22 protein-coding genes are annotated in these 24,854 nt (G+C 69.7%); 7 read left to right on the forward strand and 15 right to left on the reverse strand.

Annotated features, from left to right (window positions below):
* Positions 1–87: 87 nt before the first annotated feature.
* Positions 88–849, forward strand: coding sequence for a hypothetical protein (locus tag TR33_RS07475; protein WP_017534550.1), 762 nt, complete (start codon positions 88–90; stop codon positions 847–849).
* A 53-nt stretch (positions 850–902) separates the two neighbouring features.
* The gene (locus TR33_RS07480; RefSeq protein ID WP_042282341.1) at positions 903–1,577 is read left to right on the forward strand and encodes an HAD family hydrolase; all 675 of its coding nucleotides are present in this window, start codon (positions 903–905) and stop codon (positions 1,575–1,577) included.
* Here TR33_RS07480 and TR33_RS07485 read toward each other — a convergent pair.
* From TR33_RS07485 to TR33_RS07545, 13 genes are all read right to left on the reverse strand, one after another.
* Positions 1,553–1,846, reverse strand: coding sequence for a DUF6221 family protein (locus TR33_RS07485; protein ID WP_014910635.1), 294 nt, complete (start codon positions 1,844–1,846; stop codon positions 1,553–1,555). The two genes, TR33_RS07480 and TR33_RS07485, sit on opposite strands and share 25 nt — an antisense overlap.
* Positions 1,847–1,951: 105 nt before the next feature.
* Positions 1,952–2,860 (reverse strand): transporter substrate-binding domain-containing protein, encoded by a 909-nt coding sequence (locus tag TR33_RS07490; protein WP_042282343.1) that lies wholly within the window; start codon positions 2,858–2,860, stop codon positions 1,952–1,954.
* Positions 2,861–2,881: 21 nt separating this feature from the next.
* Positions 2,882–4,633, reverse strand: coding sequence for a GlnX family signal transduction membrane protein (locus TR33_RS07495; RefSeq protein ID WP_036568006.1), 1,752 nt, complete (start codon positions 4,631–4,633; stop codon positions 2,882–2,884).
* Entirely contained in the window at positions 4,594–5,280 is a 687-nt protein-coding gene (locus tag TR33_RS26860; RefSeq protein WP_026125000.1) for an FHA domain-containing protein, read from the reverse strand. Before TR33_RS26860 ends, TR33_RS07495 begins: the two co-directional genes overlap by 40 nt.
* A gap of 9 nt (positions 5,281–5,289) precedes the next feature.
* Positions 5,290–6,636 (reverse strand): vWA domain-containing protein, encoded by a 1,347-nt coding sequence (locus TR33_RS07505; protein ID WP_042282346.1) that lies wholly within the window; start codon positions 6,634–6,636, stop codon positions 5,290–5,292.
* Positions 6,620–7,882, reverse strand: a complete 1,263-nt coding sequence (locus TR33_RS07510) for a PP2C family protein-serine/threonine phosphatase (RefSeq protein WP_042282349.1) — start codon at positions 7,880–7,882, stop codon at positions 6,620–6,622. Before TR33_RS07510 ends, TR33_RS07505 begins: the two co-directional genes overlap by 17 nt.
* A 17-nt stretch (positions 7,883–7,899) precedes the next feature.
* Complete coding sequence (locus TR33_RS07515) at positions 7,900–10,191, reverse strand: serine/threonine-protein kinase (RefSeq protein WP_042282352.1); 2,292 nt, start codon at positions 10,189–10,191, stop codon at positions 7,900–7,902.
* Entirely contained in the window at positions 10,188–11,375 is a 1,188-nt protein-coding gene (locus TR33_RS07520; RefSeq protein ID WP_042282627.1) for a hypothetical protein, read from the reverse strand. The genes TR33_RS07515 and TR33_RS07520 overlap by 4 nt, the downstream gene beginning before the upstream one ends.
* 196 nt (positions 11,376–11,571) lie before the next feature.
* Positions 11,572–12,111 carry an AAA family ATPase gene (locus tag TR33_RS07525; protein WP_042282353.1) on the reverse strand — a complete coding sequence of 180 codons (540 nt, stop codon included), beginning with the start codon at positions 12,109–12,111 and terminating at the stop codon, positions 11,572–11,574.
* A gap of 139 nt (positions 12,112–12,250) precedes the next feature.
* The gene (locus tag TR33_RS07530) at positions 12,251–13,060 is read right to left on the reverse strand and encodes an HdeD family acid-resistance protein (RefSeq protein WP_014913048.1); all 810 of its coding nucleotides are present in this window, start codon (positions 13,058–13,060) and stop codon (positions 12,251–12,253) included.
* 224 nt (positions 13,061–13,284) lie between these two features.
* Positions 13,285–14,571, reverse strand: coding sequence for a citrate synthase (locus tag TR33_RS07535; protein ID WP_026124999.1), 1,287 nt, complete (start codon positions 14,569–14,571; stop codon positions 13,285–13,287).
* A 773-nt stretch (positions 14,572–15,344) separates the two neighbouring features.
* Complete coding sequence (locus TR33_RS07540; RefSeq protein WP_042282356.1) at positions 15,345–16,967, reverse strand: peptide chain release factor 3; 1,623 nt, start codon at positions 16,965–16,967, stop codon at positions 15,345–15,347.
* A gap of 136 nt (positions 16,968–17,103) precedes the next feature.
* Positions 17,104–17,820, reverse strand: coding sequence for a TetR/AcrR family transcriptional regulator (locus TR33_RS07545; protein WP_042282628.1), 717 nt, complete (start codon positions 17,818–17,820; stop codon positions 17,104–17,106).
* Positions 17,821–17,959: 139 nt separating this feature from the next.
* Between TR33_RS07545 and TR33_RS07550 the strand changes: the two genes are divergently transcribed.
* Complete coding sequence (locus TR33_RS07550) at positions 17,960–19,114, forward strand: acyl-CoA dehydrogenase family protein (RefSeq protein WP_014909567.1); 1,155 nt, start codon at positions 17,960–17,962, stop codon at positions 19,112–19,114.
* Positions 19,115–19,168: 54 nt separating this feature from the next.
* On the opposite strand, the gene TR33_RS07555 is transcribed toward TR33_RS07550, so the two are convergent.
* Both TR33_RS07555 and TR33_RS07560 read right to left on the reverse strand, forming a co-directional pair.
* A complete protein-coding gene (locus TR33_RS07555; protein WP_026124997.1) occupies positions 19,169–19,984 on the reverse strand; it encodes an NAD(P)H-binding protein in 816 nt (271 codons plus the stop codon).
* A 95-nt stretch (positions 19,985–20,079) separates the two neighbouring features.
* Positions 20,080–20,325 carry a hypothetical protein gene (locus TR33_RS07560; RefSeq protein ID WP_042282358.1) on the reverse strand — a complete coding sequence of 82 codons (246 nt, stop codon included), beginning with the start codon at positions 20,323–20,325 and terminating at the stop codon, positions 20,080–20,082.
* Positions 20,326–20,505: 180 nt separating this feature from the next.
* On the opposite strand from TR33_RS07560, the gene TR33_RS07565 reads away from it, so the two are divergent.
* The 4 genes from TR33_RS07565 (at position 20,506) to TR33_RS07580 (ending at position 24,852) form a co-directional block, all read left to right on the forward strand.
* Positions 20,506–21,690 (forward strand): sensor histidine kinase, encoded by a 1,185-nt coding sequence (locus TR33_RS07565; protein ID WP_017534535.1) that lies wholly within the window; start codon positions 20,506–20,508, stop codon positions 21,688–21,690.
* A complete protein-coding gene (locus tag TR33_RS07570) occupies positions 21,687–22,376 on the forward strand; it encodes a response regulator transcription factor (RefSeq protein WP_199806113.1) in 690 nt (229 codons plus the stop codon). The genes TR33_RS07565 and TR33_RS07570 overlap by 4 nt, the downstream gene beginning before the upstream one ends.
* A 99-nt stretch (positions 22,377–22,475) precedes the next feature.
* Positions 22,476–23,912 carry a glutamate decarboxylase gene (locus tag TR33_RS07575; protein ID WP_042282359.1) on the forward strand — a complete coding sequence of 479 codons (1,437 nt, stop codon included), beginning with the start codon at positions 22,476–22,478 and terminating at the stop codon, positions 23,910–23,912.
* A gap of 22 nt (positions 23,913–23,934) precedes the next feature.
* Positions 23,935–24,852 carry a glutaminase gene (locus TR33_RS07580; RefSeq protein WP_042282361.1) on the forward strand — a complete coding sequence of 306 codons (918 nt, stop codon included), beginning with the start codon at positions 23,935–23,937 and terminating at the stop codon, positions 24,850–24,852.
* Positions 24,853–24,854 lie beyond the last annotated feature (2 nt).

Raw genomic sequence — 24,854 nt, forward strand, 5'->3', positions numbered from 1 at the left:
CCGGCCACCGAGGACACACGGAGACCGTGCGCTCGCCGACCGGAGGCCGACGACGTCTTCTCCGAGGTCACACCATATGATCACGACATGTCGACCTCATCCCCCTTCGATCACTCTCGTCCCTCGGACACCCCGCGGAAGGACCCGGTGGCGGAGAAGGGGGATACAAGGCCCGTCGGCTGTGTTCCGACGCTCCTCACCTTCCTCACCTGCGGCGCTCTGGCACCCTTCACCTTCGCCTACATCGGTCTGCGCCACCGGCACAAGGGGGCCCTGGTCGGAGCGGTCTGTGCCTTCCCGGTCTTCCTGTACATCGGCCTCGGCGACGAGACCACCGTGCTCTGGAAGAGCGTCGCCGGCTGCTACATCGTGATCACCCTCATCGCCTCGTTCCTCCTGTACGGCGCGCTCGCGAACGAGGGCGCCCCGAAGGCCCCCGCCTCGGAGGACGACCCCGGGAACGAGCGGTGGCGCGGTGGGATCGACCACGAGAGCCCCGTGGACGCCTCCGTGCGGGAACGCAACGAGCGGGCGATGAGACGCGTCGCCGCCGGGGTCCGGCTGCGCGCCGAGGCGCGAAGACTCCTGGAGGAGGATCCGAGGGCCGCTCGCGAGCTGGGCGTGGGGCGTCCGGACCTGGACACCGGCTACGACGACGGCGGGCTGGTGGACCTCAACCGGGCCCCGGTCGAGGCGATCGCCGATCTTCCCGGGCTGACCCACGAGCAGGCCCTCGCCCTGGACCGGGCCCGTGCGGCGGCCCCGTTCCTCTCCCTGCACGACGCGCTGATCCGGGCCGACCTCCCACCTCACCTGGAGGACGAGATCCACGACCACGTCGTCTTCTGAGACCGCGGGTGGGTAGGTAGAGGGGACCCGGCCCCCACCCCCTTGGAGCCACGATGACCGGACGTCCCGAAGCCCTGGTGTTCGACGTACTCGACACGCTCTTCCCGCTCGGCCCCCTGGAATGGCGGTTCCGCGAGGCCGGCATCCCCCGCGTCCTGATCGCCCGCTGGTGCGACCACCTGATGAGGGACGCGTTCGCCCTGGCCCTTCTGGGCGAGGAGCACGGCTTCGAGGACGTGGCCAGGGGGTCGCTGCGGGCCATCACCGGCCATCAGATCGCCCCGGCCGCCGAGGACGCCATCGTCGCCGGTCTCACCCGGCTCGAACCGCGCCGTGAGGCCGCCGAGGCGCTCTCCCTGGCTCGGAACGCGGGTGTACGGACGGTGGTGGCGAGCCCTCTCGACGAGGCCGGGACCCGGTCGCTCCTGGAGCACGCGGGTCTGGATGTGGAGGTGCCGCCGACGACCGGTACGAGGGTGTGGAGGCCTTCTCCGTCCGCCTATCGCTCCGTCGCCGACGCCTTGGGGGCGGGGCCGGGCCGGTCGGGTCTGGTCACCGCCCACGGTTGGGACGTGGCGGGCGGGCGGGCCGCCGGTCTGGTGACGGGCTGGTCGTCCCATCTGGAGGGGCGTTTCCCCGAACTCTTCGGCGAGCCTCACGTCCGGGGGCACGACCTCGTCACGACGGTCGAGGCCCTCCTGGTCTACTTCTCCCAGGAGGGGTCGTAGTGGGGGTGGCCCCGGTAGACGGCGGCCAGGTGTTTGATGGCCAGCCGCCAGGCCAGGAGTTCCGACCAGGGGTCGCCCTCGACCTGAGCCCCGGAGCCGTCGATGATGCGCATGCTCGCGCCGTGCGCCTCGGTGTAACCCTGGAGGATCCCGCGTTTGGCCGTCACCTCGGCCAGCGCTCGTTCGCGACCGCGTGATCCCACGGGCACGGCCTTGGACGCACGTTCGTCCTCGTCCAGACGTGCCTTCAGGAACTCGACGATGGTCAACGGACAACTCCTCCTCTGTGCCTCCAAAGTCCTACATTCGGTTCAGTATCTTGCATACGACTCTTTCGAGCCACCCCGGCCGCCCGCTCTCACGGCCGGTCCCGGCTATTCGCAGCCCTCGAACTGCGGCACGTTGTAGGTCCGCTCCTCACCGTTCTCGTCGAACTCCTCGATACCGGTCCCTTCGAACCACTTCTCGAACAGTTCCTCGGCGGTCCCGTCCCGGTACATCGTGCTGATCGCCTCGTTGACCCTCTCGCAGGCGGCCACGTCCCCGTAGGGGAGCCCCACCCCGTACTTCTCGTCGGTGAAGGGGTTGTTCACCAGACGGAACTCGCCCGGGTACTCGGTCATGAAGCCGGCCAGGATGAGGTTGTCGGTGGAGACCGCGTCCACCTCGCCCTCGGCCAGGAGCTCGATGCACCGGCTGTAGCTCTCGATCTTCGATTCCTCGCGCACATCGATGCCGAGGCCGGCGGTGATACGCGAGGTCGAGTAGGAGCCCTCTCCCTGACAGATGGTGCGACCCTCCAGATCACGGGCCTCGAAGACCTCATCGTCGTCGGCGCGCACGAGGATGTCCTGTTTGGCCACGTAGTACGGACCGGCGAAGGTCACCCGGGTCTTGCGTTCGGGGGTGATGGAGTAGGTCGCCACCACCATGTCGGCCCGCTCGGGCGTCCCCGTGGGGTCGGTCTCGGGCGTGGGGGACCCGCCCGGTCCGGGTCGGGCCAGGAGACCGTCACGCCGGGCCGAGGTGGTGCCGATGAACTCCACGTCCTCGATCCCCATGTAGTCGGCGATGTAGCGGGCCACGTCCACGTCGTAACCCTCCAACTCTCCGTCCTCGCCCCGGTCCCCCAGCCTGGGCTGATCCTCCTTGACCGCGATGACCAGGGAGTCCGCGTGGATCAGGGACTCCTCTTCACGGTCGGCGGAGCAGGCCGAGGTCACCGACAGGACGGCGACGGCCAGGGCCGAGACGGACCTCGCCCGGCGATGTCTGAACCACATACGGCTGTTCCCCGTCTCTCGTCAGCGATATTCGGCGAGCCGCGGCCGGACCCCGGCCACCACCAGGGCCAGTAGGACCACGGAGCCGACCGGAAGGCCCCATACCCACGGGGCCACCCTCGCCTCTCCACGTGCGATCGCGGCGTCGAACCGTTTCTCCCGGTGCTCGGCGATCAGCCCGTCCAAGGCGACCGTGTAGCTCTGGAAGGCCCCTTCCTCGGGATCGGTCTCACCCGGCCGTTCCTTCGGACCGATCACGCCCAACCGGATCTCGATCGCCTTCTCCAGGTCCCCGTCCCTCATGGCCTCGCGCATCTCCCGATCCTCGGCCTGGAGATCGTCGTAGGCGTCCAGCACCCGGGCCAGTCTGGCCTCCTGTGCCGCCGAGGACCGCTCCTCGTCCCCCCGGCCCAGGTAGCCGAGGGCCCCCGGGTCGTTCTGGAGTCCTTCGAGTTCCTCGGGGGGCTCGGGGAAGGCCTCGGCCACCTCTCCGACCCTCTCGTAGTAGTCCTCCAGGGTGTCCGCCGGGCGGAACAGCACCTGTTGGGAACGTTCCAGGTAGACCTGTTGGTGGTTGTCGGCGCGTTCCACGTCGATGAGGTAGCGGCTCTGGTCCGCCTGCATGTCCATGCTGACGGCCCCGGCCCGGGCCAACGCCATGACCTCCTCCAGCCCCTCCTCCTTGGCGATCCTCTGCTGTTCGGAGCCGCTGCCGAGCGTCCAGACGACCCCGACGGCGAGCAGGATCGTTCCGGCGCTCGCGATGAGCAGGGGGATGTTGAGGAGGCGGCGGAAACGTGCTCTCAGATAGACCTGGAGCCCGACCAGGAGCACGAGCGCGGCGATCCCCCCGGCCCCCACCCACACCTGGCCGAGGAGCATCGAGGTCCGACCCTCCTCGTGGTCGACGCGCACGATCGCCGAGGATTCCAGGCCCAGGTTGAAGGCCTTGGGCAGGAGTTCCTCGTGCATCACCCGGGTCGCCTGCCGATAGGCGGCGAGGGCCTCGGGGTCCACCTCCCCGGGTGCGGCTCCGGCCATCTCGTTGAGCCGGAGCGCCTCCCCGACCAGCCGCTCGTAGGCGCCCATCCGATCCAGGACGGCCCGGATGTTGTGATCCTGGGTGGTCCCGCCCTCGTTCTCCGACCCGACGTTCTCGTCATCGTCGTTCGTGCCCTCGTCCGCCCCGGCCTCGGCGCGCGTCACGTCGCCCCCGGCCTCCCCGGTCCCTTCGGTCTCGTGGGTGGCGCTCGCGCTCGCCTCCGCTTCGGGGGCGGCCTCGTCGGAGGTCTTGCTCTCGGCGAGCAGCGCCGCCTCGAGAATGGCGTCACCCGCCTCCTCCCGGTTGGCCTCGTACTGTTTCAGGGCCCCCTCCCTCTGGGGCTGGAGGGCCTCGTCGGTACCCATGAGCAGCAGGTCGGCGACGCAGGCGTCCATTCCGGCCAGCGACAGATAGAGCTCGGTGGTGGCCATCGCCTGGGGGCCCGCCTCCTCTCCGAGAAGGGAGAGACTGCCCCGGGCCCGATCGAGCGTGACGGCCGAGGCCGCGAACAGCCCCACGATGGCGACGACACAGAGGAAGGAGAGCGTCCACACCCGCACAGGGGTGGTGCGCAGGGCGGCGAGCGCCCAGGCCCGGCCGCCGCGCAGTCTCCGGACCGAGAGGTCCGTGATCGGGCGCGGGGAGACGCCCTGTTCGGGACGTCCCGCTCCCGACTCTGGTTCGGGGGACTTCAACGGCTCCACCCTTTCTGGAGGATGATGACGGTCCATGCGCCGAGGTAGATCCGGTCGCCGTCGTTGAGGGGGACCGCGACGTCACGACCGATGGGGTCGGCGGTCCCGTTGATCGTGGTCCCGTTGGTCGAGCCGGGGTCGATCAGGGCCCAGGTCCCTCCGGGGCGGGCCAACAGGACCGCGTGGATCTGGGAGACGGCGGGGTCCCCTCCGGTACCGCCCAGATCGATCTCCGGCACGAGACCTCGGGCGCGGTTCCCCCGACCGACGCGCACCCGCTCTCCTTCGAGGGGCACCCCGCGTCGACGGAGTCCGACCGGGAAGACGATCCGTTCGGGGTCGAGCATCCCCTGGTCCACCATGTACTGGTAGTAGGCCGGGTCTGCGCCGACGATCGCACGCCAACGCGCTCCCCCTCGGCCGCCCTCGTTCACGGGGGGTTCGGCGGCGCGGGCGGAGAAGTCGTACCCGCACTCCTCGCAGAAGCGGCCGATCCGGGGCGTGCGGCACTCAGGGCAGGGGCCTCCTCGCTGCGCGGATCCGGGGGGCGGGGGGCGGGGCGGGCCGGCGGGACCGTGCCACGCCGGGGTGGGGGGTGTGTCGGACGGGGCCCGAAGGCGTCGCCCACAGATGTCACAGAAGTCGATGGCCGTGGAGTGATGCCCGGACGGGCAACTCGGCATGGGTCCCTCCTACACGGGTCCGGGGGTACCGTCGCCGACCCGTCCGTTCATCCGGGGTCGTGTGCGTACGGTCCGAGTCGAGTCGATGTCGAGGGTCATCTCGTCGACCTTGTCGACGCCGGATTTGAGACGGACGGTCCCGGTGGACGGATCGAGCACGTCGACGACCCGTCCGAGCAGCCTCTGCGTCTCCTCGTCCCCCGCCCCGTGCGCGAGCTCCACGGCGCGTCCGAGCCGAGTGGTGGCGGTCGCCTCGTCTCCTCCGCGCCGGGCCGCGAGCCCGTCCTGGATCGCCCGGGCCATCTCGACCCGGCCGGTGTAGTGGGCCACCCGGGTGTGGATCCCGGTGGTGCGGTCCTCGTCGGCGGTCCATTCGGCGAGGATGTTCCCCGAGGCCGGGATCCGGTCCTGCTCCGGTGTGGGGCCGGGCAGGACCACGCGCACCCATCCGGCGCGCAGGCGTCGACCCGGGGCTCCCGGTTCCACCTCGACGCAGATGTGATAGTCGCGGTTCTCGGTACCCCACGATCCGGTGGGGTGGTCGCGGGCCATCGGGACCCGTTCGACACCGCGTTCGGTGAGGTCCTGGACGGTGGGCGCGACCTGCTTGACGTAGCGCACGATGGAGTTCTTCGGGGTCCACAGCCGTAGCGCCACATCGGCCACCGTCTTGCTCATGGAGGTCCGGGTCATCGCCCGGAAGTCGGCCGCCATGTCGGCGGGATCGGCGATGATGTCGGGGCCGGAGCCGAGGAACGCGGAGTCGATCCGGCGCAGCTCCTCCACGTCCCAGTCGGTGCCCACACCGCGACAGTCGCAGACGAACGCGCCCTCGAACCGCCGGAGCACCTCCTCGAAGGAGTCGAACATCTCGTTGTTGCGACCATCGGTGAGAAGGATGGCGTGTTTGATGCCGTCGACACCCTCGAACAGGCGCGCGGCCCTGGTCAGCCAGACCCCCATCCGGGTGCCGCCGTCCGCCTCCAACCCTCTCAACGCCTCCAGGGCCTCGGCCCGGGTCGAGGCGTCGAGCTCCACCGTCCGTTCGTCACGCGGGTAGATCATCCGCGCCTCGTGGGAGCCGCCGATCACCGCGAACCGGACCCCGTCGCGCAGCGTCTCGACAGCCGCGCGCGCCGCCCGTCCGGCCGCCTCGATCTTCTCGCCGTACATGGAGCCGGAGGTGTCGACGATGATCACCTCGCAGGCACGCACGGAGGGATCGACGGACTCCGGCCCCCGCGAGGACACGTTCACGATGGCGTGCACCTGCCCTCCGCCCGGCGGCAGGCAGGGGTTCTGGAGGACCTCGACCCGGAACTCCGGTTCGGTGCCGAGGTCAGGCGTGCGCGACACGGGCACCTCCCGGGGATACGGGGATGACGACGACCGTGATGTTGTCCTTGCCTCCCGCCCGTAGGGCGAGTTCGACGTAGGTACGCGCGGCCTCCCGAGGCCGTTCGCTGGCGTGGGGCACGGCCTCGGCCAGCTCACGCGCCTCCGGGTGGTAGTTCCAGAGACCGTCGCTGCACAGCACGACGGCACCCGGCCCGGTCGGGGCCACGGTGGACACGTGCGCGTCGATCTCGCCCGAGTCCGCCCCCATCCATGCGATGAGCGCGTGGGCGTTGCCCGAACGCATGGCCTCCTCGCGGGAGAGGGCTCCCATCTGCACCATCGCCTCGCTCCAGGAGTCGTCCCTGGTGAGCAGGGTCGAGGGGCTGGAGCCGGGGCCGTCGGCGAGCCAGTAGGCGCGACTGTCCCCGACCCACCCCACGGTGACCGTGCCCGCTCCGGGGTCAACGACCGCCGACACGAACGTGCAGGCCGGGGCCGAGGAGGGGGAGTCCGCGATGGCGGAGACGGCCCGTGCCGCGCGGGTCATGGCCTCACCGGTGGCCTCGCGGGGCTCGACGCCTCGACGCATCCCTTCGGCGAGCACCGCCACGCCCGCCTCCGCGGTGACCCTGGAGGCCTCGTCCGAGCGGGGCGAACTGGACACCCCGTCGCACACGACGGCGACGATGGTGCCCGGAGCGTGGGGGGCGTCGTCCGCGACCGCGCGGATCGCCATGGCGTCCTCGTTGCGCCTGTGTCGCAGCCCCCGATCGCTCACCCCGTGGGCCACGCCCGCCCGCGTCTCGACGTGGTCGCGCCCCGAGGGTTGCAGGAGGGCGCACTTCTCGCAGTAGCCGGTGACGACCCGTCCGGGACACCAGGCGCAGCGACCGGGGTCGTCCGTCGAGGACGCTCCACCGGTCGAGAGGCGAGGCCGTTCCGCCTCGGTCGGGGCGGGGCCGCTCCCCCGCTCCGGTCCCGGAACGACGGTGTCGCGCCGGATGTTCAGGGTGACCTGCGCGTCGGGTTCCTCGCGAAGGTCGTCCGGGGTCGCCCCGGCCAGACTCTCCTGGGGGACGGTGGGCATATCGTCCAAGGACAGCACCTTGGTCTCCTGCGCGTCCCCGTTCGAACGCCCGTCCCGCCCGGCCTCCGCGGAGGCACGCGCGCGCACCTCCTCCGGAAGACCGCGGCCGCAGCCCTCGCAGAAGACATCGCCCGCCGACACACGGTCGGAGCATGCGGGACACCGCACCATCGTCATCGCCGTTCCTTCGCTTCTCACCACAGCGTCACAGGGCGCCGGGAGTTCGCCCTGTCGACGAGTCGGTAGCGTTCCGCGAGCCTCCCGGACCGATGCGCCAGAGAACGGTAGCGCCGTTCCAGGTCGGTCCGGACACCCCGCGAGGTGAACGGGCCGCCCAGGAGCAGGCCATCGGGCGGAGGGACTCCCCCCTCCTCCAGCCAGGCCAGGGCCGACTCCAGGACCCGGACCGCCAGCCGGTCGGTGGACTCCCCGTCCAGGCCGAGCCGCTCCAACCGTTCCCCCGCCCTGATGAGGTCGGTGCCGTCACCGTCCTCGGTGGCGAGCAGGGAGATCAGGGCGGTCTGGGCACGAACGTACAGGCTGGACAGTTCGGGCACCGTGTCCAGGACCCGCAGGGCCGAGGCCCGATCGCCCTGGGCGATACGGATCCGGGCCAGGCCGAAGGCGGCGCTCACATAGGAGTGGTCGGTGGACCACACCGTCGCGTACTGCCGGGCCGCGATCTCGTGCTCCCCCGTGCGTTCACAGGCGATGGCCAGTCCGAGCTTGGGCGCGCTCTCCCCGGGCAGATGGGCGTAGAGCTCGTCGAAGTGGTCCCGTGCCTCGTGGAAGCGCCCCATGCTCAACTCGGCCACGGCCAGGTACCACATGGTGCGCCAGTCGCCGGGGATCGTGGTGCTGAACCTCTGGAGGACGTCGAGGGCGGCGCCGTGGTCGCCGACGGCCAGCAGCGCCCGGGTGAGGGCCAGCAGCGTCTCCGGGGTGAGCTCCGTGGCCGATCGGAGGGTCGGGATCAGCTCGGTGGCGGGCATGCCGGCGAATCCGCGCAGGAGCTGCGCCGCGGGGTCGGACTGGTCGATCAGGGGCGCGGGCAGCAGGGCGGAGGCCTCGGTGGGCGAGGGCGGGGCGAGCACGCGGTCGACGTCGCGCGTCCCGGTCTCGGCCCCGCCGGTGTAGTTCTCCGGGCCGAAGAGCACCGAGGCCGCGGCGTGGGGCGTGCCCTCGATGTCGGAGAGGACCTCGCGCAGCACCCCGGTGAGCTGATCGGCCATGTCCCCCGCGTCGTGGAAGCGGACGTCGGGCGACAGGTGGGTGGCCCGGCGAAGGAAACGGTCGAAGGACTCGTGGCGCCTGAGCAGGGGGGCCTCGTGCGCGGACGGGAGGCTGTGGAGGTGCTCGCGGGAGAAGGGGAAGTGGAGGGAGAGCACGGCCAGGGTCCGGCCCACGGAGTACAGGTCCGCGCTCACGCTGGGGCCGGGCCCCCGGAGCTCGGCCTCGGGGACCCGATAGCCGGGGGTGGTGTAGACCGGGCTGACGGTGTCGTCCATCCGTCGGACCCCGCCCAGGTCGATGAGCTTGATGAACTCCTCGCTCTGGATGACGTTGTCCGGCTTGAAGTCGCAGTAGAGCAGGCCCCTGGTGTGCAGATGGCCCAGCGCCCTCAGACACTCCAGCCCATAGGCGATGACCTGTTCGACCGGTAGGACCTCGGTCCCGGTGCCCTGCTCCCTGCGCTCCTCCAGAAGTTGCCGCAGGGATTTGCCCCCCACGTACTCCATGACGATGTGCCCGCCGGGGATGCCGGTGCGCGGGTCCGGATGTTGGGAGAAGTTGATGATCTTGACGATGTTGGGGTGCTCGACCTCGGAGAGGAAGGCGCGCTCGGCCGCGGCCGCCTTGTGCGCCTCCGCGTCTCCCGCGTTGAGCAGCCCTTTGAGCACGACCCACCGGTCGTTGACGTTGCGGTCCCGGGCCAGATAGATCCAACCGAGCCCGCCGTGGGCCAGGCAGCCGAGCACCTCGTACTGCCCTCCGACCACGTCTCCCCTGACCAGTTTGGGGACGAAGGAGAACTGGGCGCCGCACTGGCGGCAGAAGCCCTCGGTGCGCCCCGGCCGGTCTCCGAGGGCCCGACCGACCTGATCGCCGCAGCCGCCGCAGAAGCGGTTCTTCTCCGACACGACCGGCGCGACCATGATCGCCTCGGAGGGATCCTTCGTCGGGACCGGCGGGATCTGGACCAGACCCATGCCGAGCATGCCGCGCCGGGCGCCGCGCCCGAGGGAACGTACCCCGCGCCCGCCGTCCAAGGTGTCGGAGACGCTTCCGGGGTCGGATCGGCCCGAGATCCGGATGTCATCGGAACCGATCGGATGTGAGAACGCGAAGGGTTCGCCGGGGCTCGGCACCGGCGCGGGGCGCCGCGGCCCCTGCTCCCGGTCCGTCCCGACGGGCTCCAGCCCGCACACGTCGCAGAAGCCGTCCTCGATCCGCCCCCGACACCCGGGGGACGCGCACTCGCTCATCCGCTCGCACCGTCCCGGTCCCCGGCCTCGCCGTCCGGGTCCCGGCCGTTCGCGAGTTCTCGGAGCGTCCTGTCGTACACGGTCAGGGCCGTGGTGGCCGCCCTCAGATCGCTGGGCGCGCTCCACAGTTCCCAGTGCGCGCGTACGTACGGGGCGACGAGACGACGGTGACCGTCCAGCCCCAGACGCGCCGCTCGGGCCCGGCAGGAGTCCAACCGCCCGCGCAGTTCCGCCCGGCGCTGAAGGAGTTCGGTGAGGACCCGACCCTGCTCGCGGAGGGCGTCCTCGACGTCGTGGACGGCCTGCTGGATCCGGCCCAGCCGGCTTCCCAGCTCCCGCCAGTCCCCCCGGTCGCGCAGCTCGTCCATCTCGGCGACCGCGGCCCGAAGGCCGGGGACCGGGTCGAGGCGTTCGCTCGCCTCCGGAGAGGAGATCTTCTCGACCACGCGGGCGCGAAGCCTCTCGGTGCGCAGGGCGGCCTGTTCGACGTCGTCGATGGCCCAGGTGAGCCGCCGGACGCTCTCCTCATAGGAGTCGCGCATGCGCAGGGCGTCGCGGAGCTCGCCGCGTGTCCGGTCCAGGGCGTCCCGGAGCAGGAGCAGCGCGGAGGTGTCCACACCGTCGTCGACGACCAGGGCGAGCGGGTCGCCGTGCACGGTCTCCCCGATCCGTTCCAGGTTCTCCCGAAGCCCTTCATGGGCGTCCGCGGGCAGTTCGACCATGTCCGAGAGGGTGCAGACCTCCTTCCACATGGCCTCCAGCTCGCCGAGCCTGGGTTGGAGGACGTCCCACGCCGTCTCGATCGCGGAGACGGTCTCCGTGACGGCCTCGTAGTCGCCGGTCATCCGGGCGATCGCTTCGGCCGGGGCGACGTTCTCGCCCGTGGGAAGGGCGACGGACGCACCGGTGAGGAGGAGATCGAGTTCGGCCCGTGGATCCTCACCGCCGGCACCGCGTACGTGAGCGGCGCGCTCGACCACGGCGGAGAAGGCCTCGTGGCTCTTCCACAGGCGTTGGACCCGGGCGATCTCCGGTTCCCAGCGGCGTCTGGTCTCACCGGTCAGATCGGCGCCCTGGATCAGGCGATAGGCCCCGTGCCGGTCCAGTTCGGCGAGATCGAGGGCGACGCGCGCCGCCTCACCGCGAACGCGGTTGAGCGCGTGATCGATCCCCTCCCAGCTCATGGCCGGTCTGTCGAATTCGGACGCGCTCGCCACCTGCCGGATCACCCCCACCGAGCCGCCGTACTCCGACTCTCCACTCTTCGTGCTTAGAACGAGTGTGGCGTCGCACCCCCCGAACCACAAGGGATTCCCGCGTTACGGCCACGTACGGCCACACGTGTGTCGAGGGCTCCCCCGAGGTGTTCCGCCGATCCGGTCATCCCCGGGCGAGGGTGTCCAGAACGAAGCGGGCCCGCTCGACTACGGGGACCCTGGGCAGGAGGACGACCTCGTAGCCGCAGGAGGGGTAGGCCTCGCGCATCGCCTCGAAGGTGCGTTCGGCCTCCTCCGGGGACTGGTGCCGTTCTCCGTCTCCGGAGAAGATCTCCGGCCAGGGCGGGGCGAGGAGGACGCGACGGTGATAGCGGAACAGCCGGGCGGCCTCCCGTACGTGCTCGGGGACGGGACGCCCTCGCAGGAGGTGGTAGCCGATCAGATCGGGCACGCCCCGATCACAGAAGACCGGCCCGTCGAGGAGGGAGGCCTCGCGGTGCGAACGGATCTCCCAGGAGAGCATCAGTTCCGCGAAGAGGGCGTCGTCCCGCCAGGCCAGACCCGGGCCGTCGATGTCCCGCTGGTCGCGGATGATCGCCCGCCCGGCCTCCACCGTACGCGCGTACCCGAGCCCGGCCAGGTGATCGATGAGCGTCGTCTTGCCCGAACCCGGGCCTCCGGTGACGACGACGAGATGGTCCATGAGGGGTCCTTACGTTCTCTGGGGGTGGCGCCCGGACGGGCCGGGACACGGAGGAGGGCCGAGCCGATCGCCCCGATCCTCCGGGACGGCCGACTCGGCCCTCGATCGATCTCGGTGGGACGTACCCCCTGGAATCCTCTCAGAGGGCGCCGGGGTCGTCGGGGCGCTTCTTCGGCGCGCGGTGACGCCCCGCCCTCGGGTCGACCGTCTCGTTCTCCTCGGTGTTCTCACGCGGGGCGTTCCGGTCGCCTTCGTAGCCGGCGCGGTAACCGTCGGCGTACCCCTCGTCGAAGGGGCTCACCTCCCGCTCCTCCTCGGAGGTCCCCTCCGTCTCGGCGGTCGTCCGATCGTCGGCGTCCGCGGTCATCGCGCCGCCCTCGTCCTCGGCGAGGGTGTCGGCCGACCCCTTCAGACGGAAGCCGGCCACGGCCATGACCACACCGAAGACGATCGCGTAGACCGCGACCACGAGGACGACGGCCTGGGCGCCGGCCAACGGCCAGAACCACAGCATCAGACCGAAGATCACCGACAGGGCTCCGACGAAGATCAGCATCCATTCGGAGTCGATGCGGGAGCGCAACCGTACGGCCGTGACCATCTCGGCGATACCGGTGACGATCGCCCAGGCACCGATCAGGAAGACCAGGGCGAGGATCGCGACGACCGGCCAGAAGAGCGCCCCCAGACCGAGCAGGACGCCGATCACCGACTGGACGATCAGAGGCGTCCTCGTGCCCGGCTCCGCCCGGTAGGCGAAGACTCCCAGGGCGATGCCGTCCACGAGCGCGTAGACACCGAAGACGATGGCCAGGGCCAGCAGGGTCATCCCGGGCCAGATCAGGGCCAGAAGGCCGAAGATCACGGCCGCGCCACCGCGTACGACCAAGACCCACCAGTGCCGGCTCAGCTCACCGAGCATGTCACCGGCCAACGCGTTCCGGACCATGAGCAGATCCCCCCTCGTGCGGCCCCGCATCTGTACGGGGTTGCTCTTTGCCACTTCCCTCAACGTCGCACACTGATGACAGAAAGTACGCAAAGGACAAGGAAAGGGAGGTTCTACACCCGTCTCACGTGACCCACGCGACCCCCGGACACACGATCGCCCGCCCACGTCGTCGACGTGGGCGGGCGGTCACGCGTGTGCCCGCGAGGGGCGTTCGGGCGCGGCTAGCCCTGACCGGGGTAACGACGCTCGCCGGAGCCGATGTAGTGCTGGCGCGGGCGCGCGATCCGGAAGGCCGGGTCGTGGAGCTGCTCGCGGTAGTGGGCGACCCAGCCGGGCAGACGGCCGATGGCGAACAACACGGTGAACATGTTGGTCGGGAAGCCCATGGTGCGGTAGATGACGCCGGTGTAGAAGTCGACGTTCGGGTAGAGCTTGCGCTCGGTGAAGTACGAGTCCTCGAGGGCGGCGGCCTCGAGCTTGAGGGCCAGCTCGAAGAGCTCGTCCGGGTTCTCGTCCCGGTCCAGGATCTGGCTGGCCAGAACCTTGATCTCCTTGCTGCGCGGGTCGAAGTTCTTGTAGACCCGGTGACCGAAGCCCATGAGGCGGACCTCGCGGGCCTTGACGCGCTCGAGGAAGTCGTCGATGGAGATACCGGAGTCGCGGATCTCCTCCAGCATCTCCAGGACGGCCTGGTTGGCGCCACCGTGGGAGGGGCCGGAGAGGGCGTTGATACCGGAGGCGACGCTGGCGAAGATGTCCGCCTGCGAGGAGCCGACGACGCGCACGGTGGCGGTCGAACAGTTCAGCTCGTGGTCGGCGTGCAGGATGAGCAGCATGTCGACGGCCTTGCTGAACAGGTCGCCCAGCTCGCCGCTCGCGGCGTTGTCGCCGAAGGTCATCCGGATGAAGTTGTCGACGTAGCCGAGCGAGTCGTCCGGACCGATCGGGGCCTCACCGATCGAGTTGCGGTAGATACGGGCCGCGATCGTCGGCAGCTTGGCCATCAGCCGGATCGTGGCGAGTTCCACCTGGGCGTCGTCCGAAGGGTCGACGCTGTCGTCGTAGTAGGCGGCGAGGGTGTTGACGGCACTGGCCATCAGCGACATCGGGTGACCGTTGCGCGGCATCGCGTCGATGAACGCGCTCATCTCGGCCGGGATGTCGGCGTTGTCACGCAGCTTGTCGGAGAATTCCTTGAGCTGGGCGGGCTCGGGGAGCTCACCGTAGATCACGAGGTAGGCCACCTCGAGGAAGTTGCTGTTGACGGCGAGGTCCTCGATCGAATACCCGCGGTAACGCAGGATCCCGGCCGCCCCATCGATGTAGGTGATCTTCGAGCTGCACGAGGCGGTGTTGCCGAACCCCGGGTCCAGGGTCGTCATACCGGTCGACCCCAGCAGGGTCTTCAGCTCGATGGTGCTCTCACCCTCGGTACCGGTGAAAACCGGCAGCTTCAGCACGCCGCCCTCGTAGTGGAGCTCCACCGTGCGCTCTTTGTCATCGCTCATGCCCGAGGTCAACCTTTCCAGGCGGGGGATACGTGAGGTGCGTCGAACGCGGGGCGATCCGCCGCCACGTTCTTGATTCACTCGTTATTGTTCTGTTTTGTTAAACGACAGTTAAGCAAAATCATATAAGTTTCACCGATTCACGAACAGGTGACATGCAACACATACCCAGACGTGAGGATAATTACCACAGAGTGAAGATTTACAAACTTTGCCGACCATCGATAACACCGCGATCGCCCTGAGACACGACGGACGGTGACGGGGTTCTCCCGCCCACCTCCCGCCGGTCTCCTGGACCGGTCCCCTGGGCCGCTCGAGCCCCACCCGCACCCCCCGGCGGGAACGTCCTTCACAGATCCGGACATACCCTGATGGGGCCTGGTGCGACCAGGTGTTCGAACACGCCCTAGTGGCCTGGAATCAGGGTACCTTCGCCCTGATCAAGAGGGTCGACGCGGGGTGCCCCGGACTCGGTGATCTTGGCCTCTGATCCGCACCCCTGGAGCCCCCGAGGCCACAGGAAGCACCTTTTCCTACCCATCCCGTGAAGCGGATATGTGTGCCGCGAACGAGATTTCACACTCGTTCGGAGAAGAGGGCACATCGACCCCGTCGGTGTTCCGTCGGGAACACCGACCTTGGTCCCGAACCGGCTCGGCAATTGCCCTGGAAGAAGGCACCGGGAGATACAACCGGTGACGCCCGCGAACGCGTGGTGAACAACGGGAACGACCTTTGCCGAAAAAGGCGGGCGGGTCGCCGGAGGCCGACTACGACTCGTCGACACCGCCGGCGAGCAACGCCTCCATCCACAACGACGGATGGTCGCGCTCGATCACCTTGAGACGCCACTTGTTGTGCACCAGCACCAACAACTCGTCGTCGGAACGACGACGCAGCACCTCGGCGCCGGACAGCCCGTGCAGCACCGGAGCGGACTCGGCGTCGGTGCGACGCGCCACCGAGTAGTCCAGCGGCGAGACGTCGATCGGGCTGCGGAACTCCTGCTCCATCCGGTGCTTGACCACATCGAACTGGAGGGGGCCCACCGCGGCCAGGACCGGGGCCTGCTCACCGCGCACGTCCGAGGTCAGCACCTGGACGACGCCCTCGGCGTCCAGCTGGGCGATCCCCCGCTGGAACTGCTTGTACTTGCCCGCGTCCTTGGCCCGGGCCACCACGAAGTGCTCCGGGGCGAAGCTCGGGATCGGCGGGTAGATCACCTTGGGGCCGTCGTAGAGGGTGTCCCCCACCGCCAGTGCCTGGGCGTTGACCAGGGCGATGACGTCACCCGGGAAGGCCGTGTCGATCGTGGAACGGTCCGCGCCGAACACCGCCTGGGTGTACTTGGTCGCGAACGGACGCCCCGTCACCGCGTGGGTGAGCACCATCCCGCGTTCGAAGCGCCCCGAGCTGACCCGGACGAAGGCCATCCGGTCGCGGTGGTTCTTGTCCATGTTGGCCTGCATCTTGAACACCTGGCCGGAGAACGGGGTCTCCACCGCCCGGGGCGCGTCCTTCTCGTCGACCTTGGCCGAGGGCGCCGGGGCCAGCCCCACGATCGCCTCCAGCAGCTGACCGACACCGAAGTTGGACAGCGCCGCGCCGAACAGCACCGGGGAGGACTCCCCCGCCATGAAGGACTCGGGGTCGAAGTCGGCGCCCAGCGCCTCCAACAGCTCGATCTCCTCCTGGGCCTGGGTCCAGGCGTCCAGCTCGACCTCGGCGGCGCGGTCGGGGTCCAGGACCTCCTCGATGGCCTTGCGCGCGCCACCGGGGGTCCGGGTCATCTTGGTGTAGGTGCCCGAGCGACGGTCGACCAGCCCCCGGAAGTCGCCGGCGATGCCCACCGGCCAGTTGAGCGGGGTGGGACGCAGACCGATGCGCTGCTCGATCTCGTCCAGGAGCTCCAGCGGCTCCCGGCCCGGACGGTCCCACTTGTTGACGAACGTGATGACCGGCATCTTCCGGGCCCGGCACACGTCGAACAGCTTCAGGGTCTGCGGCTCCAGGCCCTTGGCCGAGTCCAGCAGCATGATCGCGCAGTCGACGGCGGAGAGCACCCGATAGGTGTCCTCGGAGAAGTCGGCGTGACCGGGGGTGTCCAACAGGTTGAGGACGCGGTCGTCATAGTCGATGCGCAACGCGGCCGAGGTGATGGAGATCCCTCGGTCCTGCTCCATCTCCATCCAGTCGGAGGTGACCCCGCGACGGTCGCCCTTGCCGTGCACGGCGCCGGCGGAGGAGATGGCCGCCGAGTGCAGCGCCAGGGCCTCGGTGAGCGTCGACTTACCGGCGTCCGGGTGGGAGATGACGGCGAACGTCCTCCGTCGGGCGGCCTCGTGGGCGACCTCGGTCTCCTGCTTGGTCGCGCCCGTCGTGTCCACGCTCATCCCCGCCGTTCGCCTCGCTTCGTCTCGTCTCCCGTTTTCCGGCCCCGTCCAGACTACGCTCGCGCGGGCGCGCGAACGACCGGAACCGATGGGAGAACGCACACGTGGAGGTCACGCCGTGAAGCCGCCGGAGGGCTCACCCTCGTTCGTCGACCGCCGAGGCCACCCTCCGCAGGAGTTCCGCGCGTTCCACGCCGCTCGGATAGACCGCCACCAGGACCCGGTCCTCACGTCCCTCGCCCCCTCGCGGCCCCTCGAACAGCGGCCCGGCCATGGCGCGGACCCGTCCCATGGCCCGGTCGAAGCGTTCCCAGATCCCCTCCGCCTCCGGGTCGCGCAGCCAACCGCGCAGCACGTGGTTGTGCGCGGCGATCAGGGCCGCGGCGACCACCTCCGCCTCCAGGGAGGGGCGTCCGCCTCCGGTGCGCTCGGCCAGATGGTGGCTGAAGGCCGCCTGGTAGCGCGCGGTCATCGCCACCTCCCGGTCGCGCAGCCGATCATGGGCGCGCACCAGCCGGTAGCGGGGCACCGTGATCTCGGGGTCGCGCACGTATCCCTGGAAGACCAACCGCGCGGCGGAGACCACCGTGTCCAGAGGAGGTTCCGGAGAGGCCTCCATGTAGCGCACGACCGTCTCGAACAACTCGTCGTGCTCGGCGAAGAGGACGTCCTCCTTGGAGCCGAAACGTCGGAAGAGGCTCCTGCGGCTGACCCCCGTGGTCTCGGCGATGCCCGCCATCGTGGTGGCCTCGTAGCCCTCCTCGGTGAACAGCCGCACCGCGGCCAGGACCACCTCGCGGGTCTCGGCGCGCTGCTGTCCGCCGCGCGCGGCGCGTTCGCCGTTCGAACCCATGACCGTCTCCTCCCCACCGGAGTGCCGGCGCGCCTCGTTCACGACCGCCGCCCCGGGCGGTGTACTTCACCACCCCCACCCTCTATTCTGGCACTGAATGCCATACAGCGGCACTTAGTGCCAGACACCGGGGAAGAACATGAGCGACTTCGACCTGTTCAAGACCAGCGAGGAGCACGAGGAGCTGCGCGCGGCGGTGCGCTCCGTGGCCGAGGACAAGATCGCGCCGCACGCCGCCGAGGTGGACGAGAAATCGGCCTTCCCTCAGGACGCCCTCGACGCCCTGACCGCGACGGACTTCCACGCCGCGCACATCTCCGAGGACTACGAGGGTGTGGGCGCCGACGCCCTCGCGACCTGCATCATCATCGAGGAGGTCGCTCGCGTGTGCGCCTCCTCCTCCCTTATCCCCGCGGTGAACAAGCTCGGCACGATGCCGCTGATCCTGGGCGCCTCCGAGGACGTCAAGCGGCGTTACCTGACCCCCGTGGCCCGCGGCGAGGCGATGTTCTCCTACGGCCTGTCCGAGCGCGAGGCCGGTTCCGACACCGCCTCCATGCGCACCCAGGCCACCCCGAAGGGCGACGACTGGGTGCTCAACGGCCAGAAGTCGTGGATCACCAACGCCGGTGTCAGCGAGTACTACACGGTGCTCGCCGTCACCGACCCCGAGGGCCGCCGCGGCCGCAACGTCTCGGCGTTCGTCCTGCACGCCGACGACGCGGGCTTCACCCTGGGCGAGCCCGAGCGCAAGCTGGGCATCAAGGGCTCCCCCACCCGTGAGCTGTTCTTCGACGACGTGCTCGTCCCGGGCGACCGCATCGTCGGTGCCCCCGGCGAGGGGCTGAAGATCGCCCTGCGCACCCTGGACCACACCCGCGTCACCATCGGCGCCCAGGCCGTCGGTATCGCCCAAGGCGCCTTGGACCACGCCGTGGCCTACGTCAAGGAGCGCAAGCAGTTCGGCAAGGCCATCGCCGAGTTCCAGGGCGTCCAGTTCATGCTGGCCGACATGGCGATGAAGCTGGAGACCGCCCGCCAGATGGTCTACGTGGCCGCCGCCAAGTCCGAGCGCGACGACGACGACCTGGCCTTCTACGGCGCGGCCGCCAAGTGCTACGCCTCCGACGTCGCCATGGAGATCACCACCGACGCCGTGCAGCTCCTGGGCGGCGCCGGCTACGTGAAGGACTTCCCGCTGGAGCGCATGATGCGCGACGCCAAGATCACCCAGATCTATGAGGGCACCAACCAGATCCAGCGCATGGTGATGGCCCGCCAGCTCCTCAAGTAGGCCGCGTTCCCCGGCCCCGGTCGTGTCCGTCGACACGGCCGGGGCCGGGGTCGTTCAGAGCACGGACTCCCGGATGAACTTGGCCATCGGCACCGGATCCCGGCCCAGGGCCCGGCGCACGTCGTCGGTGACCCGGGCCGCCTTGCCGTCGGCGATGGCCCGGAAGCGCTCGTTGAGCGTGTCCACGTACCGGTCGGACCAGCCCATGTTCGTGGCCCGGAAGTAGAACCCGGCCTCGTCCACCTTCTTGTACCGCCACACGGGGCTCTCGGTCCCCTTGGTCATCCGGACCACGTCGCGGAAGGAGACCGGGTTCGGGCCGGTGAGCGTGTACTCGTGCTCGTGGTGTCTCTTGTCGGTGAGGGCCGCGACGACGGTGTCGGTCACGTCCTTGGCGTCCACGAAGCTGACCTCGGCGCGCTTGGACAGCGGCAACTCCAGACGCCCTCGGCGCGAACGGGCGATCCGGGCGAAGAGCCCCTCGGTGAAGTCCTGGTCCAGCCAGTTGGGCCGCACCACGGTCCACTGATCGAACAGTTCCCGGATCCTGCGTTCCAGAACGCGCTGTTCGGAGTCGGGCGGGCCGCTCTCGGCGCCCATGGCGGTGACCAGTACCGCGGTTCCGACCCCTTTCTCGACGGCCCGTTCCATGAAGGCCCCGGCCCTCTCTGCCAGCCCACTGGCCATGGGGACCGTCACGAACAGGCTCTCCACCCCCTCCAAGGCGTGGTTCCAGCTGCCGGTGTCGGTCCAGTCGAGCCGTACCTCACCGTCCCTGGAGGCCCCCGCGGCGGGCAGGCCGCGTCTGCGCAGTTCGGTCAGGACACGTCGACCCACCTGTCCGGTGGCGCCGGTGACCAATGTGCTCATCGGGTGATCCCCCAGGTTCACGCACGGCTGCTCCGCCTGTCGACGCTACCTAGTGCCACGTGTGAAACGGGCGTGAAACGACACGACCGGAGGAATCAGGTGAGTCCTCTGCGGCGTGGGGAGAGCGATTCCATCGCCACGACGAGCACGATCCCACAGACGGCGAGTCCGAGACCGGCCAGGATCGCGTTCTCTTCCAGTCGGGGGATCGCGGACACGACGTGACGATCGAAGGCGTTGAGCACGACGCCCATGATCGGCTGGGCCCAGATCCGGTCGATGGCCCCGCTGACGCCCATGAGGAAGAGGAGGACCCCCAGGCCCTGGAGTACCTTGCGCATGACAGGAGCCTAGGAAGACGCCCCCGTCCGCCGGATCGGTCGACGGTGTCCTCTTTCCCCCGCCGAGGTCGTTTCCTTCGGCACGGGGACACGACCAAAGTAGGATCCCGCGTGGCCTTCGGTATCGAGTCGCCGCGCCCTTCTCCCCCTCGACGCGTACGCTGCCTAGACTCCGAGGCGATGAACGACACGACCTCCTCCCGGCAGCGGTACCGACGCGGAGCGCGGGACTGGGTCGTGGACTCCCTGATGTTCCTGACCGCGCTGGGTTTCGGGTTCCTGGGGGCGATGACCCTGCCCGGCGAACCCGCCCCGCCGTCCCCACCGGATCCGTTCCGGGTCGCCGAGCAGCTCACCGCCCTGGCCGCTTGCACCGCCCTGTGGTGGCGACGCCGGTGGCCGGTACAGATCGCGGTGGCCCTGGTCGCGGTCTCCGCCTTCTTCCCGCTCGCCGGTGGAGCGATGCTGGTCGCCCTGTTCTCTCTGTGCGTCCACCGCCCGCCCAAGGTGGGGCTGGCGGTGTTGGCGCTGAGCTTCCTCTCGTCCTACATCGGCGCCCTGGTCCATCCCGACCCGTACGACACACCGTTGGTGACGGCGTTCCTGTTGAGCGCGGTCTTCCAGGGCGCGGCGGCCGGTTGGGGGCTTTCGGTACAGCACCGTCGTCAACTGTTCGACTCCCTACGGGAGCGGGCCGTGCACGCCGAGGCCGAGGCACGGTTGCGGGCCGAACGGGCACAGCATCGTGTCCGGGAGTCGATCGCCCGCGAGATCCACGACGTGCTGGGGCATCGCCTGTCGTTGCTCAGCGTGCACGCGGGTGCTCTGGAGTACCGGCCGGACGCTCCCCCGGAGGAGATCGCCCGCTCCGCCGGGGTGATCCGGGAGAGCGCGCACCAGGCCCTCCAGGACCTGCGCGAGGTGATCGGGGTACTGCGCGCGCCGGTGGGCGAGCTCCCCCAGCCCACCATGGCGGATCTGGACCAGCTGGTATCCGAGGCCGGGAACACGGGGGCGGGCGTGGAGTTCGTGGAGGAGTACTCCGGCGAGGTCCCCGAGCGGACCGGGCGCACGGCCTATCGGATCGTCCAGGAGGGACTGACGAACGCGCGCAAACACGCGCCCGGATCCGATACCCGGGTACGGATCTCCGGCGGCGCGGGAGAGGGCCTGACCGTGGAGGTGGTCAACGGCGCCCCCGCACCGCCCACGGGGAGCGGTCCGGCCCGTTCCGAGAGGACGGGGGCCGGGCAGGGGCTGGTCGGTCTCGCCGAACGGGTCTCGTTGGCCTCGGGAAGATTGGAGCACGGGCGGACGGACGATGGTGGATGGCGCCTCTCCGCCTGGCTACCGTGGTCGGCATGAGCGAATCGGACGACGAGCGGCGGATCGGCGTGGTGATCGTCGACGACGACGCCCTGGTCCGGGTGGGCCTGGTGATGATGATGGGCGGCGCGCCCGACATCCGGGTGCTGGCCGAGGCCGAGGACGGAGGCCGGGTCGTCGACCTGGTCGAGCGCCACTCCCCCGACGTGGTGTTGATGGACATCCGTATGCCCTCGGTGGACGGGCTGACCGCCACCGAGTCGTTGCGGGCCCTCCCGGACCCGCCGGAGGTCCTGGTGCTCACCACCTTCGACGCCGACGAGCACGTGCTGCGCGCCCTGCGCGCCGGCGCCGCCGGGTTCCTGCTCAAGGACACACCGCCGAAGGAGATCGTGGAGTCGGTCCGTCGGGTGGCCCGGGGGTTCCCGGTGCTCTCCCCCTCCGTGACGCGGAGGCTGATGGACCGGGTGGCCGACGCCGATCACAGCGAGCGCTCGGGGCGGGCCCGGAGCCGGTTGGCGGTGCTCAACGCGCGGGAGACCGATGTGGCCGTGGCGGTGGGGCAGGGGCGGTCGAACGCCGACATCGCCTCTCGGCTGTTCCTGAGCGTGCCCACGGTGAAGACGCACGTGTCGAACATCCTCACCAAGTTGGGGCTGAACAACCGTGTGCAGATCGCGCTGCTCGTGCACGACGCCGAGTTGCTCGACGACGAACAGGACTGAACCCGACACTCCGGGCAAGACTGCACTCTCTCCCCATCCGCCCCTCAGGTCACATACTGGTGGTGTTCATCACATCACCGCCAGCGTGAGAGGTGCGCCATGAAAGGTCCCGCTCCCGACGAGGACGTCTACGCGGAACGACTGATGCGTCGAGGAGCGCCCAAGGGGGACTTCCCCGAACGGGGCACCGAGGCCCGCGTCGCCTACCAACTGGTGCACGACGAGCTCATGCTCGACGGGATCTCCCGGATGAACCTCGCCACCTTCTGCACCACCTGGGTGGAGCCCGAGGTCCGCATGCTGATGGACGAGTCGATCGACAAGAACATGATCGACAAGGACGAGTATCCGCAGACGGCCGAGCTGGAACGCCGCTGCGTGCGCATGCTCGCCGACCTGTGGCACGTGCCGGAGCCCTCCGACCCCGTGGGCATCTCCACGACCGGCTCCAGCGAGGCCGCCATGCTCGCGGGCCTGGCCGCCAAGTTCTCCTGGCGGGCCCGGCGCGAGGCCGAGGGGCGCCCCACCGAACGGCCCAACCTGGTCTGCGGCCCCGTCCAGGTGTGCTGGGAGAAGTTCGCCCTCTACTTCGACGTGGAACTGCGGCGGATCCCCCTGAGCGGCGACACCTACGTCATGACGCCCGACGACGTCGACCGGTACTGCGACGAGAACACCATCATGGTGGTCTGCAACTTCGCCCAGACCTTCACCGGCCTGTTCGAGGACGTGAGCGGTGTCGCGGCGGCCCTGGACCGCTTCGAGGAGCGCACCGGGCACGACATCCCCCTGCACGTGGACGGGGCGAGCGGCGCCTTCACCGCCCCGTTCGTCTCCCCCGACCTGGTCTGGGACTTCCGGCTGCCCCGGGTCCGTTCGATCAACGCCTCCGGGCACAAGACCGGTCTGGCACCGTTGGGGTCGGGTTGGGCGATGTGGCGGAGGAAGGCCGATCTACCCGAGGAGCTGGTCTTCCAGGTCGACTACCTGGGCGGGAACCAGGCCACCTTCAACCTGAACTTCTCCCGCCCCGGCGGTCAGGTCGTCACCCAGTACTACGACTTCGTACGACTCGGTCGCGAGGGCTACCGGATGATCCACTCCGCCACACACGAGACCGCCCGCCACCTGGCCGAGGGGGTTCGGGCGATGGGGCCGTTCGACCTCGTCCACGACGGACACCCGGACCGGGGGATCGGCGCCGTGTCCTGGAGGCTGGTCGGCGACGAGCCCTTCACCCCGTACGACCTCGCCGACCGACTCCGGACCCGGGGTTGGCTGGTCCCCGCCTACCCGTTGCCCGCCGACCGGGACTCCGAGGCCGTCCAACGGGTACTGGTCCGCCACGGCTTCAGCCGCGACATGTCCGACCTGCTGTTGGAGGACATCGAGAGCGCGATCGAGCACCTGCGCACCCACCCGCCCTCGGTCCCGCTCGGCAGGGACGAGGCCGGCGGGTTCAACCACGGCGCCCGTTCCATCATCGATCGCGCTGACGTCCCGAGCCCTCGGCCCGCCCGGGAGTCACGACGGTGAACCGCGTCGGAGAGGGGCCGACATGAGCGAGTACTACGACGGGGTCCTCGACGAGGTGATGGAGCGGGTCCGGCCCTACATCGGAGCGGGGACGGTCGCCGACTACATCCCCCAACTGGCGAAGGTCGACCCGGAGCAGTTCGGGTTCACCATGGCCACCGTCGGCGGCGATCTGCACTCGATCGGCTCCGCCACCACCCGGTTCTCCATGCAGAGCATCACCAAGGTGTTCACCCTCGCCCTGGTGATGGGGCGCTCCGACCACAACGTGTGGGCCCGGGTGCACCGCGAACCGTCCGGGAACGCGTTCAACTCGCTCTACCAGTTGGAGTTCGAGAACGGGATCGCCCGCAACCCGTTCATCAACCCGGGCGCCATCGTCGTCACCGACCAACTGTTGAACGACACCGGTGACGCGTTCACGGCCCTGCGGGACCTGCTCCGTGAGGAGACCGGCTCACCCGACCTGGACACCGACCACAGGACCGCCGCGTCGGAGCTGGCCACCGGGGACCGCAACCGCGCCCTGGCCTACCTGATGTCCGGCTTCGACAACATGCTCGAGCCGGTACCGGAGGTGCTCGACCACTACGTGCGCCAATGCGCGATCACCATCAGTTGCGAGGAGCTGGCCCTGGCCGGACTCCTCCTCGCCCGTCACGGACGACGGGCCGATGGCACCTCGCTGCTCGACCAGGGGCAGGCCCGCCGCATCATGGCGCTGATGCTGACCTGCGGCACCTACGACGCGGCGGGCGAGTTCGCCTACCGGATCGGCCTGCCCTGCAAGAGCGGGGTGGGCGGCGGGATCCTCGCCATCGTCCCCGGCCGCTACTCGCTGGCGGCCTGGGGCCCGGGGCTGGGCGAGAAGGGCAACTCGGTCTCCGCCGCCCTGGCGTTGGAGGCCTTCACCGACATCACCGGTTTCTCGGTGTTCTGAGC

The sequence above is a fragment of the Nocardiopsis alba genome (assembly GCF_000710955.1).
Taxonomy (GTDB): domain Bacteria; phylum Actinomycetota; class Actinomycetes; order Streptosporangiales; family Streptosporangiaceae; genus Nocardiopsis; species Nocardiopsis alba.

Bases quoted from the DNA above. Each gene is read 5' to 3' on its own strand.
- TR33_RS07550 (WP_014909567.1), top strand. From the start codon at position 17,960: ATGAGCGACTTCGACCTGTTCAAGACCAGCGAGGAGCACGAGGAGCTG.
- TR33_RS07495 (WP_036568006.1), bottom strand. From the start codon at position 4,633: ATGGACCGTCATCATCCTCCAGAAAGGGTGGAGCCGTTGAAGTCCCCC.
- TR33_RS07570 (WP_199806113.1), top strand. From the start codon at position 21,687: ATGAGCGAATCGGACGACGAGCGGCGGATCGGCGTGGTGATCGTCGAC.
- TR33_RS07555 (WP_026124997.1), bottom strand. From the start codon at position 19,984: ATGAGCACATTGGTCACCGGCGCCACCGGACAGGTGGGTCGACGTGTC.
- TR33_RS07520 (WP_042282627.1), bottom strand. From the start codon at position 11,375: ATGAGCTGGGAGGGGATCGATCACGCGCTCAACCGCGTTCGCGGTGAG.
- TR33_RS07535 (WP_026124999.1), bottom strand. From the start codon at position 14,571: ATGAGCGATGACAAAGAGCGCACGGTGGAGCTCCACTACGAGGGCGGC.
- TR33_RS07575 (WP_042282359.1), top strand. From the start codon at position 22,476: ATGAAAGGTCCCGCTCCCGACGAGGACGTCTACGCGGAACGACTGATG.
- TR33_RS07480 (WP_042282341.1), top strand. From the start codon at position 903: ATGACCGGACGTCCCGAAGCCCTGGTGTTCGACGTACTCGACACGCTC.
- TR33_RS07580 (WP_042282361.1), top strand. From the start codon at position 23,935: ATGAGCGAGTACTACGACGGGGTCCTCGACGAGGTGATGGAGCGGGTC.
- TR33_RS07475 (WP_017534550.1), top strand. From the start codon at position 88: ATGTCGACCTCATCCCCCTTCGATCACTCTCGTCCCTCGGACACCCCG.
- TR33_RS07545 (WP_042282628.1), bottom strand. From the start codon at position 17,820: ATGGGTTCGAACGGCGAACGCGCCGCGCGCGGCGGACAGCAGCGCGCC.
- TR33_RS07515 (WP_042282352.1), bottom strand. From the start codon at position 10,191: ATGAGCGAGTGCGCGTCCCCCGGGTGTCGGGGGCGGATCGAGGACGGC.
- TR33_RS26860 (WP_026125000.1), bottom strand. From the start codon at position 5,280: ATGCCGAGTTGCCCGTCCGGGCATCACTCCACGGCCATCGACTTCTGT.
- TR33_RS07560 (WP_042282358.1), bottom strand. From the start codon at position 20,325: ATGCGCAAGGTACTCCAGGGCCTGGGGGTCCTCCTCTTCCTCATGGGC.
- TR33_RS07565 (WP_017534535.1), top strand. From the start codon at position 20,506: ATGAACGACACGACCTCCTCCCGGCAGCGGTACCGACGCGGAGCGCGG.
- TR33_RS07530 (WP_014913048.1), bottom strand. From the start codon at position 13,060: ATGGTCCGGAACGCGTTGGCCGGTGACATGCTCGGTGAGCTGAGCCGG.
- TR33_RS07510 (WP_042282349.1), bottom strand. From the start codon at position 7,882: ATGACGATGGTGCGGTGTCCCGCATGCTCCGACCGTGTGTCGGCGGGC.
- TR33_RS07540 (WP_042282356.1), bottom strand. From the start codon at position 16,967: ATGAGCGTGGACACGACGGGCGCGACCAAGCAGGAGACCGAGGTCGCC.
- TR33_RS07490 (WP_042282343.1), bottom strand. From the start codon at position 2,860: ATGTGGTTCAGACATCGCCGGGCGAGGTCCGTCTCGGCCCTGGCCGTC.
- TR33_RS07525 (WP_042282353.1), bottom strand. From the start codon at position 12,111: ATGGACCATCTCGTCGTCGTCACCGGAGGCCCGGGTTCGGGCAAGACG.